The sequence below is a fragment of the Rhodococcus rhodochrous genome (assembly GCF_014854695.1).
Classification (GTDB): domain Bacteria; phylum Actinomycetota; class Actinomycetes; order Mycobacteriales; family Mycobacteriaceae; genus Rhodococcus.
The window spans coordinates 245,267-262,835 of record NZ_CP027557.1 but is presented as its reverse complement, the minus strand read 5'-3'; the positions used below and the strand labels follow the sequence as shown (position 1 = coordinate 262,835).

7 protein-coding genes are annotated in these 17,569 nt (G+C 69.4%); 4 read left to right on the top strand and 3 right to left on the bottom strand.

The features are described 5' to 3' along the window. Nucleotides 1–7: 7 nt before the first annotated feature. Nucleotides 8–664 carry a hypothetical protein gene (locus tag C6Y44_RS01145; RefSeq protein ID WP_159416982.1) on the top strand — a complete coding sequence of 219 codons (657 nt, stop codon included), beginning with the start codon at nt 8–10 and terminating at the stop codon, nt 662–664. A 14-nt stretch (nt 665–678) separates the two neighbouring features. On the opposite strand, the gene C6Y44_RS01140 is transcribed toward C6Y44_RS01145, so the two are convergent. Next, entirely contained in the window at nt 679–3,456 is a 2,778-nt protein-coding gene (locus C6Y44_RS01140; RefSeq protein ID WP_159416983.1) for an FAD-binding and (Fe-S)-binding domain-containing protein, read from the bottom strand. A gap of 130 nt (nt 3,457–3,586) precedes the next feature. Here C6Y44_RS01140 and C6Y44_RS01135 point away from each other — a divergent pair, with 130 nt between their 5' ends. From C6Y44_RS01135 to C6Y44_RS01125, 3 genes are all read left to right on the top strand, one after another. Continuing rightward, the gene (locus C6Y44_RS01135) at nt 3,587–6,883 is read left to right on the top strand and encodes an arabinosyltransferase domain-containing protein (RefSeq protein ID WP_159416984.1); all 3,297 of its coding nucleotides are present in this window, start codon (nt 3,587–3,589) and stop codon (nt 6,881–6,883) included. Nucleotides 6,884–6,927: 44 nt separating this feature from the next. After that, on the top strand, nt 6,928–10,236 hold the full coding sequence (locus C6Y44_RS01130; RefSeq protein WP_159416985.1) for an arabinosyltransferase domain-containing protein: 3,309 nt from the start codon (nt 6,928–6,930) through the stop codon (nt 10,234–10,236). Between the two features lie 148 nt (nt 10,237–10,384). Next, the gene (locus C6Y44_RS01125; RefSeq protein ID WP_216850662.1) at nt 10,385–11,026 is read left to right on the top strand and encodes a TetR/AcrR family transcriptional regulator; all 642 of its coding nucleotides are present in this window, start codon (nt 10,385–10,387) and stop codon (nt 11,024–11,026) included. A gap of 36 nt (nt 11,027–11,062) precedes the next feature. Here C6Y44_RS01125 and C6Y44_RS01120 read toward each other — a convergent pair whose 3' ends face one another. Then, nucleotides 11,063–12,604, bottom strand: coding sequence for an acyl-CoA carboxylase subunit beta (locus tag C6Y44_RS01120; protein ID WP_159416986.1), 1,542 nt, complete (start codon nt 12,602–12,604; stop codon nt 11,063–11,065). Nucleotides 12,605–12,612: 8 nt separating this feature from the next. Next, a complete protein-coding gene (pks13, locus tag C6Y44_RS01115) occupies nt 12,613–17,547 on the bottom strand; it encodes a polyketide synthase Pks13 (protein ID WP_159419068.1) in 4,935 nt (1,644 codons plus the stop codon). Nucleotides 17,548–17,569: the final 22 nt, after the last annotated feature.

The window sequence follows — 17,569 nt, the reverse complement described above, 5'->3', positions numbered from 1 at the left end:
GTCAGAAATGAACGCAACCGATCTTCCTCCGATGCCCGATGTGGTCAACGGCCAACCTCGTCCCCCTCGCGCGCCACGCATCCACCACGGAACCGAATACACACCGACCGACAAACATCCCCGTAAGCCGCCGAAAACACCCGAGCATCTCGGCCCCGTTCTCGAATGGCTCCAGCCCACCGTGCGCGACCGATACATCGGCGCATTCCTCATAGCGGCAATCTTGGTCGTGTACCTCACCGTCATCAATGGAGACTTTCGCTGGATCCACTGGTGGATCATGTGGGTCATCATCCCCGGAAGTTCACTATTGTTGTTCTTCGGCAAGGGAAACCATTGGACCGCAGCCGGTGCCAGTTGGGTGCAATGGCGCAGCAGCTGGGTCGACACCTACCACCTCACTCGCATCCAGTTCTCCGCAGACGGCTACAGCCGTGTTCTCCGTTTGAAAGACGCCCACGGCAACGAAATCCATTCGTTCAAGATCAGCGAGATCCAGCGCAACCCCGACCTGTGGGACCTCGTTTACAACGGCATCCTCCACTCCGTCGCCTCCGGCAACTGCGATATCGACGCCAAAACCCGCCACATCCTGAAGATCCCCTACGAACTCGGGCCACGACCCACCCGCAGCGAACGCACCAGAGGACGACGCCGCAGATGATGAGCCCGCCGCACCTACGGCAGTCGTGAGGCCAGCAACTCGGCCAGGTGCGTGCCGCGCCGCGTCGTGAGGTCGCTGAGCTGGGTACGGCACGAGTACCCATCGGCGAGGATCACCGCGTCGTCGGATGCCGCCTCGACCGCCGGTAGCAGTTGGGTCCGCGCGACCGCCACCGACACCTCGTAGTGCCCGCGTTCGACCCCGAAGTTTCCGGCCAGGCCGCAGCAGCCGGCGAGTCGCTGCACGTCGGCACCGGCGCGTCGCAGCAGGGCGGCGTCCGCACCCCAGCCCATGACGGCGTGGTGGTGACAGTGGGGTTGCGCGATGATCCGTGTTCCGTCCAGCGACGGCGGTTCCCAGTCGGCGAGGAGTTCGGCGAGGGTCGTGGTGCTGTCGGCCACGAGACGTGCGGGCGCGGACCCGAGCAGTTCGACCACGTCGGAGCGCAGGACGGCGGTGCACGACGGTTCGAGCCCGACGATCGGCATGCCGCTGCGGAAGAGTTCGGCGACGGTGCGGCCCACGATCTTCCGGGCCTGATCGAGCTGGCCGGTGGTGATCCACGTCAGCCCGCAACAACGGGGTTCGTCGGTAATGTGCACGCTGTATCCGGCGGTCTCGAGGACACGCACGGCGGCGGCTCCGATCTCCGGGGTGAAGTACTCGGTGAAGGTGTCGACGAACAGCAACACCGGGTCGCCCGTGCGGGATCGTTGCGGGAGGGTGTCGGCGAACCACTTCCGGAAGGTGCGAGGAGCGAACGCCGGAACGTGGCGGCGTCGATCGAGACCGGCGACGGTCAAGCCGAGCGGGGCGACGCCCGGGATCCGGGCCAGAGCGTTGACGGCACGCGGCGCGCGGGAGGCGATCGCCGCCCACTGCGGCAGTCTGCCGAGACCGTAGTGGCTGGCGGGCCGTCGCCGTCCCCGGTAGGTCTGGTGCAACACTTCGGATTTGAGGGTCGCCATGTCGACCCCGGTCGGGCAGTCCGACAGGCATCCTTTGCACGACAGGCACAGCTCGAGCGCTTCGTGCACCTCCGGCGACTGCCACGACTCGTCGACGAGGTGACCGTTGAGCATCTCCTGCAGTGCCCGGGCTCGTCCGCGGGTGGAGTCCTTCTCCTCGCGGGTCGCGAGGAAGGACGGGCACATCACCCCGCCGGTGCCGGTGTTGTCGGCGCGGCACTTGCCGATCCCGGTGCACCGATGCACGGCCTGTGTGAAGTCGCCGCCGTCCTCGAGATAACGGAAGGCCAGACCCTCACGAACCTTCCGTGCGGCCGGGACGCGGAGGTCGACGTCGACGGGTCGCGGGTCGACGAGCACTCCGGGGTTGAGGATGTTCTCCGGGTCGAAGACCGACTTCACGGCGCCGAACAGCGCGAGCGCGTCGGGCGAGTACATCAGGGGCAGCAGTTCGCTCCGGGCCCGGCCGTCGCCGTGCTCCCCCGACATCGACCCGCCGTACTCGGCGACGAGTTTGCCTGCTTCGAAGAGGAATTCGCGAAACAGGCCGGGAACCTCGAGCGGGATGTCGAGGCGGATGTGGATGCATCCGTCGGCGAAGTGCCCGTAGGGATAGCCGGTGACGTCGTATCCGGCGAGCAGTTCCTCGAAGTCGCGGAGATAGTCGCCGACGCGGTGGGCGGGGACGGCGGCGTCCTCCCATCCCGCGTGCGCGGGCAGTCCCTTCGGACTTCTCGCCGACAGGCCTGCCCCCTCCTCCCGGATGCGCCACAACGCGGCGGCCCGCGCCTGGTCCTCGACGTGCAGGACGTCGGTCGCGGCTGCGGCGTGCGCGAGCGCCTTCGCCCGGTCGCGCACTTCGTCGGCGTCGTCACCCGCCAGTTCGACGAACAGCCACGCCGCACCCGACGGCAGGGGCGGTACTGCTTCCGGCCCGCGCCGGTGCCGGACGATGTCGACGATCCGCGAGTCGAGTCCTTCGCACGCCGTGGGCCGGAAGCCGAGCAGTCCGTGCGCGGCGTTGCCGGCGGCGACGATGTCGGGATAGCCGAGTACGACCATCGTGCGGACGGCAGGATCGGCGATCAACTGCACCGTCGCCTCGGTCGTGATCCCGAGGGTGCCCTCGCTGCCGACGAACAGCTTTCGGACGTCGAATCCGTTCTCCGGCAACAGATGCTCGAGTGCGTAACCCGATACCTGCCGGCCGAAGCGACCGAATTCGGTACGGATGGTTGCGAGATCGCGCGCGACGATCTTCCGCAGCGGCTCGAGCGTCGGGTCCTCGCCGGGCAGCGACAGCGGGTGCCCGGTGCCGGTGAGCACCTCGAGCGCGACGACATTGTCGGACGTGCGGCCGTAGCCGAGCGCCCGCGCCCCGCACGCGTTGTTGCCGATCATCCCGCCGATCGTGCATCGGTTGTGGGTGGACGGATCGGGGCCGAAGCGCAGACCGTGCGGTGCCGCGGCGCGCTGGAGCTCGGCCTGCACGACACCCGGTTGCACCCGCGCGGTCCGCGTCTCGGGGTCGACGGAGAGCACCCGGTTCAGGTGACGCGAGAAGTCGATGACGACGCCGGGTCCGACGGCGTTGCCCGCGAGGGAGGTGCCGGTGCCGCGGGAGGTGAGGGGGACACCCTCGCGCCGGCACACGTCGAGGGTCGTGGCGATGTCGTCGATCGATCGGGCGCGCACCACGGCCTGTGGTGGGACGCGATAGAGAGAGGCGTCGGACGAGTACAGCGCGCGCGTGGTCGAGTCGTCGCAGACCTCCCCGGTGCCCGCCGCGCGCAGAGCGCGCCCGATCGGGGTGGAGGTCTTCATAGACAGCGATGCTAGTGGCGGGAGGTACGGCTCCGGACGTGGTCGGACAGAACCGCGGAGTACCCACGAGTAGTGCGAGCAGAGCGGCACGAGCCCGGACCGTGACGGGACTCGCCTAGCATCGACGCTTGTGCCAGCCGATACCGCTTCGCCCGGGAAAACCGATTCGTCCGACCCGACATCGCGCGTCCGCACAGCGCGGATCGTCGCGATCGTGTCGGGACTGCTCGGGTTCGTGCTGGCTCTGACCCTTCCGTTCCTGCCGGTCCGGCAGGAGACCGGCGAACTGCAATGGCCGCAGAACGGCAGCATCGACAGTGTCGAGGCGCCGCTCGTCACCTACGCCCCGCTCACGCTGCGGGCCAGCGTGCCGTGCGCGGCAGCAGCGCAGCTCGGTTCCGACGGCGGCACGCTCGTCTCGACCATCCCGTCCGGCTCCCCCGACGCCACGGCGGAGGGCCTGGTGATCCGCGCGGTACCCGGTGAGGACGGCGCCCCCGGCACCGTCGAGGCCGTCCTGCGCAACTCGGTGCTCGTCTCGGCGCCGCTCGACGAACCGTGCACGGCGGTGACCGTCGCATCGAACTCCGAACGCACCGCCGCCGAGATCGTGGGCTCCGACCCGCCGGTCGCGATCGAGCTCGAAGGCGACGAGCGACCGCAGATGGTCGGTGTCTTCAGCGACCTCACCGGCCCCGCGGGCGCCTTCGAACCCGGCGGTGACGACTCCACGGAACGGTTGTCGGTGCGCGCCGAGCTCGACTCGCGGTTCACCTCGACCCCCACGGTGCTCAAGCTCCTCGCGATGATCGTGTGCGCGCTCGCGACGCTGGTCTCCCTCGTCGCCCTGCATCGCCTGGACGGGATCGACGGGCGCCGCGCGCGCCGGTTCCTGCCGGCCCGCTGGTGGCGGTTCACCCTTGTGGACGCGATCGTCGTGGCCACTCTGCTGCTCTGGCACGTCCTCGGCGCGAACACCTCGGACGACGGCTACATCCTCAATATGGCGCGAGTGTCCGGCGACGCCGGATACATGGCGAACTACTTCCGCTGGTTCGGTGTGCCCGAGGCGCCGTTCGGCTGGTTCTACGACGTGCTCGTCGTGTTCGCGCAGGTGTCGACGGCGAGCGTGTGGATGCGCGTACCCACGCTGATCGCGGCGATCCTGTGCTGGATGGTCATCAGCCGTGAGGTCATCCCCCGGCTCGGTGTCGCCGTCCGGCACAGCCGGGTGTCGCTGTGGACGGCCGGGCTGGTCTTCCTCGCGTTCTGGCTCCCCTACAACAACGGTCTGCGCCCCGAGCCGATCATCGCGGTCGGTGCACTGCTGACCTGGTGTTCGATCGAACGCGCCATCGCGACCGGCCGCATGTTGCCGGCCGCGATCGCGGTCCTCATCGCGGCCTTCTCGCTCGCCGCCGGCCCGACCGGTCTGATCGCGGTGGCCGCGCTCGTCGCGGGGATGCGCCCGCTGGTGAAGGTGCTGGTCGCGCGTCGGCATCTCGTCGGTGTCGTCGCGCCCCTCGCGCCGATCCTCGCGTCGGGCACCGTCGTGCTCATCGCGGTCTTCGCCGACCAGACCCTCGCGTCGGTCCTCGAAGCGACCCGCGTGCGTTCGGCCGTGGGCCCGAACGTGCCGTGGTTCGACGAGCGGCTGCGCTGGGACGCGCTGCTCACCGTCTCCCCCGACGGTTCGCTGGCTCGCCGGTTCGGCGTGTTCGTGATGCTGTTGTGCCTGGTCGTGTGCGTCATGCTGATCCTGCGCAAGGGCCGCATCCCGGGCACCGCGATCGGACCGTCGCGCCGCATCCTCGGCATCGTCTTCGCGTCGTTGCTGCTCATGATGCTCACGCCGACGAAGTGGACGCACCACTTCGGTGTGTACGCGGGCCTGGCCGCGTCGGTGGCTGCGCTCGCCGCGATCGGGGTGGGCTCGGTGGGCATCCGATCGGCCCGCAACCGGGCGCTGTTCACCGCCGGGGTGCTGTTCGTCCTGGCGATGGCCTTCACGGGTTCGAACGGCTGGTGGTACGTCTCGAGCTACGGCATCCCGTGGTGGGACAAGCCGCCGTCGATCTCCGGTTACGCCTTCTCCACGGCACTGCTGGGCCTGACGGTGCTCGCCCTGCTCCTCGCCGCGTGGTTCCACCTGCGCGAGCCGTTCACGACGCCGCGGCCCGACCGCAACGGCAGGGTGCGCACTCTGGCGTCGGCGCCGCTGACGCTGGTCGCGGCGGCGGTGGTGCTGTTCGAGGTGCTGTCGCTGCTCAAGGGCGCGGTCTCGCAGTACCCGGCCTATTCGATCGCCAAGTCGAACGCGGCGGCCCTCACGGGCAACTCCTGCGGACTCGCCAACGAGGTGCTCGTCGAGTCCGACCCGAACGCGACGATGCTGCAGCCTCTCGACGGTGATGCGGGCGAGGCCCTGGGTGCGGGCACAGCCGTCGGTTTCACCCCGAACGGCGTGGCCCTCGACCTCACCGCCGACGCGGAGACCACCACGACCGGTGGCGCCAACACCGTCGACAGTGAGGAAGGCGGCACCACCACCTCCACCAGCGCCGGCACCGAGGGCGGTCGCACCAGCGACGAGGGCATCAACGGCAGCACCGTGAAGCTGCCCTTCGGCCTCGACCCGCAGACCACGCCCGTCCTCGGTAGCTACCGCTCGGGCGTGCAGCAGTCGGCCGAGCTCGAATCCGGCTGGTACGCGCTGCCGGAGCGCACCGACGAGACGCCGCTGCTGGTCGTGACCGCGGCGGGACGCGTCCGCTATGTCGACCCGGACGGTGTCATCACCCCGGGTCAGGACGTGCTGCTGGAGTTCGGTTCGTCGTCCGGGGACGACGTGACGCCGCTGGCGACGCTCGCCCCGATCGACATCGGCCCGTCGCCGTCCTGGCGCAACCTGCGCGTGCCGAGTGACGCGATCCCGGCCGACGCCGACGCCGTGCGGATCGTCGTCGACGACGGTGACCTCTCCCCCGACCAGTGGGTCGCGGTCACGCCGCCGCGGATGCCGCGCATGCAGACCCTGCAGGAGGTCGTCGGATCCGACGCCCCGGTCCTCATCGACTGGTCGGTGGGTCTCGCCTTCCCGTGCCAGCGACCCTTCGGGCACCGCAACGGTGTCGCCGAGGTCCCCGAGTACCGCATCCTGCCGGACCGTGTCGGGGCCGACGCGACGAACGGCTGGCAGGACGACATCGGCGGCGGACCGCTCGGCTGGATCCCGCTTCTGCTGAACGCCGAGGCCGTCCCCACCTATCTGAACCACGACTGGGATCGCGACTGGGGATCGCTCGAGCAGTACCGTCCGATCGACCCGGATGCCTCCCCAGCGGAGGTCACCACCGACGTGACGACCCGCTCCGGCCTGTGGTCGCCGGGCCGCATCCGTGACGGGGTCCCGGTCCTGCTCGAGTAAGGGCGAGTGCCGTCACACCACGTCGCCGGATACCATCGACTCCCGTGCCCGACGACGTGACGACCTCACCCGCGCCCGCTCCGACCGCCCCACGGTCGATGGGCGAGGACCTTCGCACTCGGTACCGGACCGCGCGACTCGTCGCCGTCGTCGCCGGGTTGCTCGGCATGATCTTGGCGCTGGCCACACCGTTCCTCCCGGTCCGCGTGACCGAGGCGACGATGTCGTGGCCGCAGGACGCGGCGGCGACCGACGTCGAACTGCCGTTGATGTCGCAGGTTCCCCTCCAGTTCCGGGCCACCGTGCCGTGCAGTGCCGTCGCGGAGATGCCCGGCGACGGCGGGATGCTGCTCGCGACGGCCCCCACCAACGGGCAGGACGCGGCGCTCAACGCGATGTTCGTGCGGGTCGGCGCCGAGAACGTCGACGTGCTCGACCGCAACGTGGTGGTCGCGACCGCGCCGCGCGCCGACGTCGAGTCGGGTGCGTGCAGCGAACTGCAGATCTTCTCCGACTCCGAACGCACCACCGCCGAGTTCGTCGGCCTCTCGGACGAGAACGGCAACCCGCGGTCCGGTGAGCTCACCGGCGACCTGCGGCCGCTCGTCGTGGGCGTGTTCAGCGACCTGCCCACCGCGGTTCCCGGCCTCGACGTCATCGTCGATGTCGATTCCCGGTTCACGTCGTCGCCGACGCTGGTCAAGTCCCTCGCGATGGTCCTGGCGGTGCTGTCGACGGCACTCGCGCTCGGCGCGCTGGCCAAGCTCGACGGCACGGACGGTCGCGGTCACCGCCGCTTCCTGCCTGCCCGCTGGTGGAAGTTCACCGGCGTCGACGTCGTCGTGGTCCTCACGCTCGTCGGCTGGCACTTCTTCGGCGCGAACACCTCGGACGACGGTTACCTGCTGACCATGGCCCGGGTGTCGGAGAACTCCGGCTACATGGCCAACTACTTCCGCTGGTTCGGTGTCCCCGAAGCGCCCTTCGGCTGGTACTACGACGTGCTGGCGGCGTTCGCGAAGATCTCCACGGCCAGCCCGTGGATGCGCATCCCGGCACTGATCGCCGGAATCCTGTGCTGGATGGTCATCAGCCGTGAGGTGGTGCCGCGTCTCGGCCGGGCCGTGCGGCACAACCGCATCGCACTGTGGACCGGCGGACTGGTCTTCCTCGCCTTCTGGCTCCCCTACAACAACGGTCTGCGGCCCGAGCCGATCGTCGCTCTCGGTGCGCTGCTGACCTGGTGCTCGATCGAGCGCGCCATCGCGACCGGTCGTCTGCTGCCCGCCGCGACCGCGGTGATCATCGGCGCGTTCACGCTCGCCGCGGCACCGACCGGCCTGATGTGTGTGGCCGCCCTCATCGCCGGTATCCGGCCGATGACGCGGATCATCGTGCGCCGCCACCGCGAGGTGGGCACCCTGCCACTGCTCGCACCGATCGGTGCCGCCGGGTTGCTCGTGCTCGTCGTGGTGTTCTCCGACCAGACCCTCGCCGCGGTCCTCGAGGCGACCCGCGTGCGCACCATCATCGGACCCAACGAGGAGTGGTGGAACGACTTCCTCCGCTACTACTACCTGATGGTGCAGACCGTCGACGGGTCGCTGCCGCGCCGCTTCGCGTTCCTCACGATGCTGCTGTGCCTGTTCACGACGTTGTTCGTGCTGCTGCGCCGCCGCCGGATCCCCGGCGTCGCCGTGAGCCCGACCTGGCGTCTGCTCGGCATCGTCTTCGGCACGATCTTCTTCATGATGTTCAACCCCACGAAGTGGACCCACCACTTCGGGGCGTACGCGGGCATCGCCGGATCGCTCGCGACGGTCACGGCCGTCGTGGTCTCCGCGAGCGCATTGCGGTCGCGGCGCAACCGCACGATCTTCCTCGCCGGACTGCTGTTCGTCCTGGCGGTGTCGTTCGCCGGCATCAACGGCTGGTGGTACGTCTCGAGCTACGGCGTGCCGTGGTTCGACAAGACCGTCTCGCTGAGCGGCTACCAGTCCAGCTCGCTGTTCCTGATCCTGTTCGGTCTCGCCCTCGTGCTCGTCGCGTGGCAGTACCTCCGCGAGGGGTACGCACCGCCACCGGAGTCGCCCGAGACGAAGAAGGGCCGGCGGATCCGTGCCCTCGCGGCTGCGCCGCTCACGGTCGTCGCCGCGGTGATGGTGCTGTTCGAGGTGCTGTCGCTGCTCAAGGGAGCGGTGTCGCAGTACCCGGCGTACTCGCTCGCCCGTTCCAACATCGGGGCGGTCGCCGGGCAGACCTGCGGTCTTGCGAACGACGTGCTCGTCGAGGCCGACCCCAACGAGGGACGTCTCGAACCGATCATCGATCCCGCCAACCCGCCGGCGAACGACGACCCGCTCGCCGGTGCGGCGCCGCGCGGTTTCACTCCCGACGGCGTGCCGTCCGACCTGACCGCCGACTACGTCGAGGTCAAACCGGGCCAGGGCAACACCGACAACCAGAGTGTCGGCCCGACCTTCGAGACCGGCGCGGGCGGCGGCACCACGGGTGGCTCCGGTGCGCAGACCGTCAACGGCAGCACCGTGCGCCTGCCCTTCGGGCTCGACCCGGCCGTCACCCCGGTGCTCGGCAGCTACCAGGAGGGTGTGCAGGAACCCGCCGCGCTCACGTCGAGCTGGTACGCCTTGCCCGAGATCACCGACGAGATGCCGCTGGTGATCATCTCCGCGGCCGGTCGTATCTGGTCGTACGACGACACCGGTGCACTGACCTACGGCCAGTCGCTGCTCGTCGAGTACGGCACCCGCCAGGCCGACGGCAGCGTCGAGGCGAAGGGCACCTACCTGCCTCGCGACATCGGCCCCGCACCGTCGTGGCGGAACCTGCGTGTGCCGCTCGCCGACCTGCCCGACGATGTCGACGCCGTCCGCATCGTCGCCAACGATCCCAATCTCACCGGCGATCAGTGGCTGGCGTTCACGCCGCCGCGCGTCCCGACCCTCGAGCGGCTCGACGCCCAGCTCGGTTCCGAGCAGCCGCTCCTGCTGGACTGGGCCGTGGGTCTGCAGTTCCCGTGCCAGCGGCCGTTCGACCACTGGGCCGGTGTCGCCGAGATGCCGAACTACCGGGTCCTCCCCGACCGTCCGCTCGCGGTGTCGTCGACCGACACCTGGCAGTCCGCCGACAACGGTGGCCCGCTCGGCTTCGCGGAGGTCCTGGCGCGACCCGAGCAGGTGCCCACCTACCTGGAGAACGACTGGGGTCGCGATTGGGGTTCGGTGGAGCGGTACGTGCGCTTCTACCCGAATGCGCAGCCGGCCGAACTGACCACCACCGAGGTGACGAGGTCGGGTCTGTGGAAGCCCGCGCCGATGCGCGTCTACGAGTGACGGGGACCGGTCGCATCGTCGCCGTGGTGTGACCGCCCCGGGCTTCACGTACTTGCCCGGTGTCGGCAGCTGGACGGTTCCCTGATCTTCCGGCCGCGTCCGGGTCGGAGCATCCCAGAATCGGGTTTCGGTTATCTAGAATGAGCGGGTGACCACCGAGAATTCAGCCGGGTCGGCCCTGTCGCCCCGCGCCTCCGAGGCCGTGAAGCGAAGCCTGACGCCCCGACAGGAGGCCGCGAGCCGCGACGTCGACACCCTGATCCGGTGCGGACGCGAACTGCTCACCCGGGGCGAACCTGCGCGCGTCGCCGACATCGTGGCCGCCGCGGGGCTCTCCAACGACGCCTTCTACCGCTACTTCAAGAGCAAGGGCGATTTCGTCGACGCCGTCGTCGAGGAGGGCGGACACCGCCTCGTCCGGTATCTGCGCCACAAGATCGACAAGGCCGCCGACCCCGAGGCCGCCCTGCGTGCCGGCATCGCGGCCGTCCTGAACCAGGCCGTCGATCCCGAGATCGCCGCCGCCACCCGCAACGTCGTATCCTCCGCCGGCGGGCGGTCGCATGCACCGAAGGTGCGCGAGGATCTGGAGAAGGCGGTCGCGGAGGTACTCGCCGGCCCCATCGCCGATCTGGGATCGGCCGACCCGCAACGGGATTCGCTCACCACCTCGATCCTACTGCTCGCGGTGATGGAGCATCTGTTGTGGCGGGACGCGTCCACCTTCGACGCCGACGCAGAGGTCGAGCAGATCGCCGGATACGCGCGACGGGGCCTGCGCACGTCCTAGTGCACAGACCCCGTCGGCGCGGGTTCTCCGGCTGTTCTACAGCGGCAGCAGGTGATGCTTCCGCGGGTTCTTGAACACTTCCTTGTCGCGAAGGAGAGTGAGCGCCTTGCGGATCTCGAGGCGGGTCGTCGACGGCTCGATCACCGCGTCGACGTATCCGCGCTCGGCCGCAATGTACGGCGTCGCGACGTGCTCGTTGTAGAAGTTGATGAGCTGCTGACGCACCGCCGGAGCGTTCTCCCCCGCGGCCTCGATCTGCCGACGGCCGATCACCGCGACAGCCGACTCGGCACCCATCACGGCGATACGCGCGGTGGGCCACGCGAAGTTGATGTCGGCGCCGAGCTGCTTCGAACCCATCACGGCGTAGCCGCCGCCGTAGGCCTTGCGCACCACGACGGTCACCTTCGGGACCGACGCCTCGACATACGAGAACAGGAAGCGGCCGCCACGCTTGATGACGCCGATCTTCTCCTGCTCGACACCGGGCAGGAAGCCCGGGGTGTCGACGACGAACACGAGCGGGATGTCGTAGGCGTCGCAGACACGCACGAAGTGCGCGGCCTTGTCTGCAGCGGCCGCGTCGAGCGCACCCGACAGGTACAGCGGCTGGTTCGCCACGACACCCACAGCGTGACCGTCGACGCGCGCGTAGCCGGTGATGATGTTCGGCGCGGTCTGCGAGCGGACCTCGAGGAACTCGCCGTCGTCGAAGATCTTCAGCAGGATGTCGTGCATGTCGTAGCCGGAGTTGTCGGCGTCGGGCATGAACGTGTCGAGTTCGAGATCGTCGGGGGTGACCTCCGGTTCGAGACCGGGATTGATGACCGGCGGCTTCTCCTGCGCGTTGGACGGCATGTAGCTCAGGTACTGCCGCACCCACTCGAAGGCGGCCTTCTCGTCGGGCGCGACGTGGTGCACGTTGCCGTACTCGGCCTGCTGACGGGCACCGCCGAGTTCCTCGAGGCTCACGCTCTCACCGGTGACGGCCTTGATGACGTCGGGGCCGGTGACGAACATGTGCGAGCCCTCGGTGGCGACCACGACGTCGGTGTTGATCGGCGCGTAGACCGCACCACCGGCGCAGTTGCCGACGATCACCGAGATCTGCGGGCACAGACCCGACAGTGGCTCGTGGCGCTTGCCGATCTCGCCGTACCAGGCGAGCGAGGTGACGGCGTCCTGCACGCGGGCACCACCGGAGTCGTTGATGCCGACGACCGGGCAACCGATCTTGAGGGCGAAGTCGAGGACCGCGGCGACCTTGCGGCCGAACATCTCACCGACGCTGCCGCCGAAGACGGTCTGGTCGTGGGAGAACACCGCGACCGGGCGGCCGTCGACCGTGCCGTGCCCGACGACGACGGCGTCGCCGTACATCGCATCGTCGCGGCCGGGCGTCTTCATCAGCGCGCCGATCTCGACGAAGCTGCCCCTGTCGAGCAGCATGTCGATGCGCTCGCGAGCGCTCGGGATGCCCTTCTTCGCGCGCTTGGCGATCGCGAGTTCGCCGGCAGGCTCCTTCGCGATCTCCAGCTTCTCGCGCAGCTCGGCCAGCTTCTGTGCCGTGGTGCTCACTTGTTCGTTCAGCTCCTCGAGGCCTCGATGTCGGCCAGCTTGCGGGTCAGGTCTTCCCCCACCTTCGAGATGTACGGTTCGTCGACGATCTGCAGGTGATCGCCGCCGACGTGTACGACCTCGAGATCTTCGACGACCTCGCCCCAACCCCCATCGGGTCGGCGGGTGCCGAAGGCCGGCTCGAGATCGATCGCGTCGTCGTGGTACTTGTCGGCCATGTACAGCACGACCTTGCCGCCGTAGGGCGCGAGTTCCGCGGTCTGGATGGCGCGGTTGTCGAGCCACGACGTGCGCTGGTGCTCGATGATGCCGCCGGGGATCTGCGCCCCGCTCAGCTCGAGCAGCCCCATCAGGATGCCGATCTGCTCCTCGTCGCTGCCGGCCTCGGCCAGGAGGTCGTAGGGCAGCGGCGCGTCGATCCCGTAGGTCTTCTTCGCGAACGCCGAGTAGCGCTGCCAGCGCTTACGGATCTCGTCGGGCGTGTCCTCGACCTTCTCACCGGCCATGACGGTGTCGATGAGGCCGACAAGACGCACGTCCTTGCCCTTCTCGCGGAGCAGACGGGCCACCGCGTAGGCGAGGACACCGCCGAGCGACCAGCCGCACAGCACGTACGGGCCGTCGCCCTGGATCTCCTCGATGAGCGGCAGGTACGCCTGGGCGCGGGTGTCGATGGGGCCCTCGGTGCGCTCGAAACCGAACACCGGGGTGTGCGCGGGCAGGCGGCGCAGCAGCGGCTCGTACGCGACCGTCGAACCACCCGCCGGGTGGAAGACGAAGACCGGCACGGCGTCCGATCCCTCCGCGCGGGGCCGCAGCGTGCGCACGAGTCCGTCGATGCGATCGGCGGATTCGAGATGCTGACGGACGGTCTCGGCGAGCTGCTCGACGGTCGAGGCGGCGAGCACGTCGTCGACGGTGATCTCGCCCTCGGCCCGCTCGGTCAGCCGTGCCGCGAGCTTCTCGGCGACATCACGCTCGAGCCTCGGCAGCGGATTGAAGATGCCCTTGGCCGACTTGCCCGTGACCACGGCCCAGGAGGCGAAGGTCAACCGTTCCGCGGCGTCGCGCGGCGGCACGTCGACCCCGCTCGACTCCTGCTCGGGCTCGGCCTTCTCGGCCGCGGTCTGCTCGTCGGCCTCGGCGAGGATCTGCTCGGCCTCGCCGACCGCGGTGGTGTCCTCGCGCTCGGGAAGCTCGACCTGCTCGGCGGCCTGGGGAAGCTCGTCCCCGTTCGCAGCGGCGGCGCGCTCGGCTGCCTTCTCGGCGGCCTGCTGCTCGGCGAGCTGCGCAACCTCCTCGCGGTTCTCCACGGCGTACCGCAGGTACTTCGCGACGTCGCGCAGGCTCGCGTCCTTGACCGCCGACAGCTGCAGCTGCGGGATGTCGAACTCGTACTCGACGCGGTTCTTGATGCGGACCGCCATGAGCGAGTCGAGGCCCAGCTCGATGAGCGGGATCTCGGCCGGCAGATCCTCGGGCGCGTAGCCCATGGACTCGGCGACGATCAGCGTCAGGCGGTCGTCGAGGCTCTGCGATCCGCTCGGATCCCACTTGTCGCCGAACGACTCGACGACCTCGGGCATCTCCTCGGCCTGCACGGCCGGCTTCGCGGCCACCGCGACGGGCGCGGGCAGCGGCTCACCGGAGGTGACGACACCCTCGTGGACGAGCGTGAAAGCGTCGCCGGCGTTCGCGTGCACCTGCAGCGACGCGCCGCCCGGGTGCCGGGTGAGCGTCGTGGTGAGGGTGCCGGTCGCGGGGACGCCGGTGTGCGGGATGGACGCGGTGAGCGTGACATCCGACAGCACCTGCGAGGCCGCCGCGACGACCAGCTCGGCGGCGTCGGTGACGGCGGAGGCCTGCACCTCCCAGACGTAGCGGCCGTCCGGGAGTGCGACGCGGGCGCCGGGCGCGCGGCCGTTGCCGGAGGTGCCGATGTTGGCTTCGACCCAGTACGGCTTGCGGATGAAGGCGGTGCGCGGCAGGTCGACGTAGCCGCCTTCCGGCAGCAGGGTCTTCAGGTCGACCGACTGCCCGTGCACGTACAGCTGCGCGAGGGCGGTCAGCACCCCGAGGGACTCGTCCTCCTTGCGCTTGAGCGTCTGGATGAACTGGCCGTCCTGCACACCGGCGTCGAAGGCCGTCGCCGCGACCGACATGAGCGTCGCGGGGTTGGCGTTGAGCTCGACGAAGGTGGTGTGCCCGTCGGACAGGGCCTGCCGGATCGCCTGCGTGAAGTACACGCTGTGGCGCATGCCCTTGGTCCAGTACTCGACGTCGTGGATGCCGTCGTGACCTGCGCGGTAGAGCGTCTCCTGGTCGACCGACGAGTACAGGTCGACCTTCAGGCGGTGCGGTTCGATGCCGGCGAGCTCGGCCGCGAGCTCGCCGAGGATCGGATCGACCTGCGAGGTGTGGCTCGCACCCTTGGTCTGCAGGACCCGGGCGAACTTCTCCTCGGCCTCGGCACGCGCGACGATCGCGTTGACCTGTTCCTGCGGGCCACCGATGACGGTGTGCGTCGGCGCCGCATAGACGCAGACCTCGAGCTGCGGGAAGTCGGGCAGCACGTCGGTGATCTCGGCGGCGCTGTACTCGACGAGCGCCATGAGGCGGATGTCGTCGCCGGTCAGGCCGGATTCGGCCTCACCCATCAGACGCGAGCGCGAGCAGATGACGCGCACGGCGTCCTCGAGCGAGAGTCCGCCCGAGATGTAGGCACCGGCGGCCTCACCCATCGAGTGACCGACGACCGCGGCGGGCTCGGCGCCGTGGTGGCGCAGCAGCGCGGCGAGACCGATCTGGATCGTGAAGATGCCGACCTGCGCGGTCTCGACGTCGTAGTCCTGCGCGTCGTCGAGGAACTTCTCCTTCATGGAGTAGCCCGACTCGTCGTAGATCAGCTCGTCGACCTCGTCGACGGCCGCCGCGAAGACCGGGTTCTCCAGGTACAGCTGCTTGGCCATCTTGCGGTGCTGGGCACCGAAGCCGGACAGCACCCACACCGCGCCCTTGGAGGCGGGAGCGTCGGCGGTGAACACGCCCTGCGCGGGCTTGCCGGCGGCGACGGCACGCAGACCGGCGATCGCCTCACCGTGGTTGCTCGCCACGACGATCGCGCGGGACCGGCCGTGGTTGCGACGAGCGAGCGTGCGGGCGACGTCGGCGAGCGGCGTCGTGCTGCCCTTCTCGGTCTCGAGCCAGTCGGCAAGATCTGCGGCGGCACGGCGGCGACGCGACGGCATCGCAGCGGAGACGGCGAGCAGGACGGGCAGCTCACGGGCCTGCTCGGTGGTCTCCGCGGCGGCGGGAATCTCCTCCGGCAGGACCTCGACCTCGGCCTCGGACGCTTCGAGCCCCTCGGGGCCGGTGTACTCGCGCACGACGACGTGCGCGTTCGTGCCACCGAAACCGAATCCGGACACACCGGCGACAGCGCGACCGGTGTAGCGCGGCCACTTCGCACCCTCGGGGATGACCTTCAGGTGCGCGCTGTCGAACGGGATGTACGGGTTGGGCGCGGTGTAGTTGAGCGTCGGCGGAAGCTGATCGTTCTGCATCGCGAGAACGACCTTGATGAGACCGGCCGCACCGGCGGCGGACTCGAGGTGACCGAAGTTGGTCTTGGCCGAACCGAGCAGGACCGGCTTGTCGTCCTCACGCCCACGACCGACGACACGGCCGAGCGCGTCGGCCTCGATCGGGTCGCCGAGCACCGTGCCGGTGCCGTGCGCCTCGATGTAGTCGACACCGGACGGCAGGATCTGCGCGTCGCGGTAGGCGCGGCGCAGCACGTCGACCTGCGCTTCGGGGTTGGGAGCGGCCAGACCGTTGGAGCGGCCGTCCTGGTTGACGGCCGAACCGGCGATCACCGCGAGGATGTCGTCGCCGTCGCGCTCGGCGTCCTCGAGACGCTTGAGCACGACGAGACCGCCACCCTCGGCGCGGATCATGCCGTCGGCGTCGGCGGAAAACGCCTTGATGCGGCCGTCGGGTGCCATGACGCCGAGTTCGTCGAAGCCGAGGGTGCCGGCCGGGGCGAGCAGCATGTTGACGCCACCGGCGAGGGCGACGTCGGCTTCGCCGTTGCGCAGTGCGCGCACGGCCTGGTGCACGGCGACCAGCGACGACGAGCACGCCGTGTCGAGCGTGACGGACGGGCCGTGGAAGTCGTAGAAGTACGACACGCGGTTGGCGATGACCGCGGTGGAGGTGCCGGTGAGCGCGTAGGGATGCGCTGCGGACGGATCGCCGACCGCGAGGAGCATGTAGTCGCTGGCCGAGCTGCCGATGAACACACCGACCGAGCCGCCCTTGAGGTCGCTCGGCGGGATGTGCGCATGCTCGAGTGCTTCCCAGGTCAGCTCCAGCGCGAGGCGCTGCTGCGGGTCGACCATCTCGACCTCGCGCGGCGACATCGCGAAGAACTCGGCGTCGAAGCCCTTCACGTCGTCGAGGTAGCCGCCCCTGGTGTTGGCGTTGCGGATCGACTCCCACACGGCGGGGTCGTTCTCGAACTCCGACCAGCGGCCCTCGGGCAGATCGGAGATGCCGTCGCGTCCGGACGCGAGCAGCTCCCACATCTGTTCGGGGGTGTCGACGTGGCCCGGCAAACGGGTGGACAGACCGACGATGGCGACGTCCTTCGAACCCGCCGCGGCACCGACCGTGTACAGGGCGGAGTCGTCCTCGGCGGGTGCCTCGGGCTCACCTTCGATGATGCGCGTCGCGAGCGACGCGATCGTCGGGTGCTGGTAGGCGATCGTCGCGTTGAGGGTGACACCGAGGAGTTCCTCGATCTCGCCCGCCATGGCGACGGCGTCCCGGGAGGACAGTCCGAACTCCTCCATCGGACGATCGTCCGAGATCTGGGAGACCGGCTGTCCGGTCGCGTCGGCGATCCAGTTGCGCAGCCATTCGCGCAGCTGCGCAACCGTCATTTCAGTGTCAGACATCAACCCA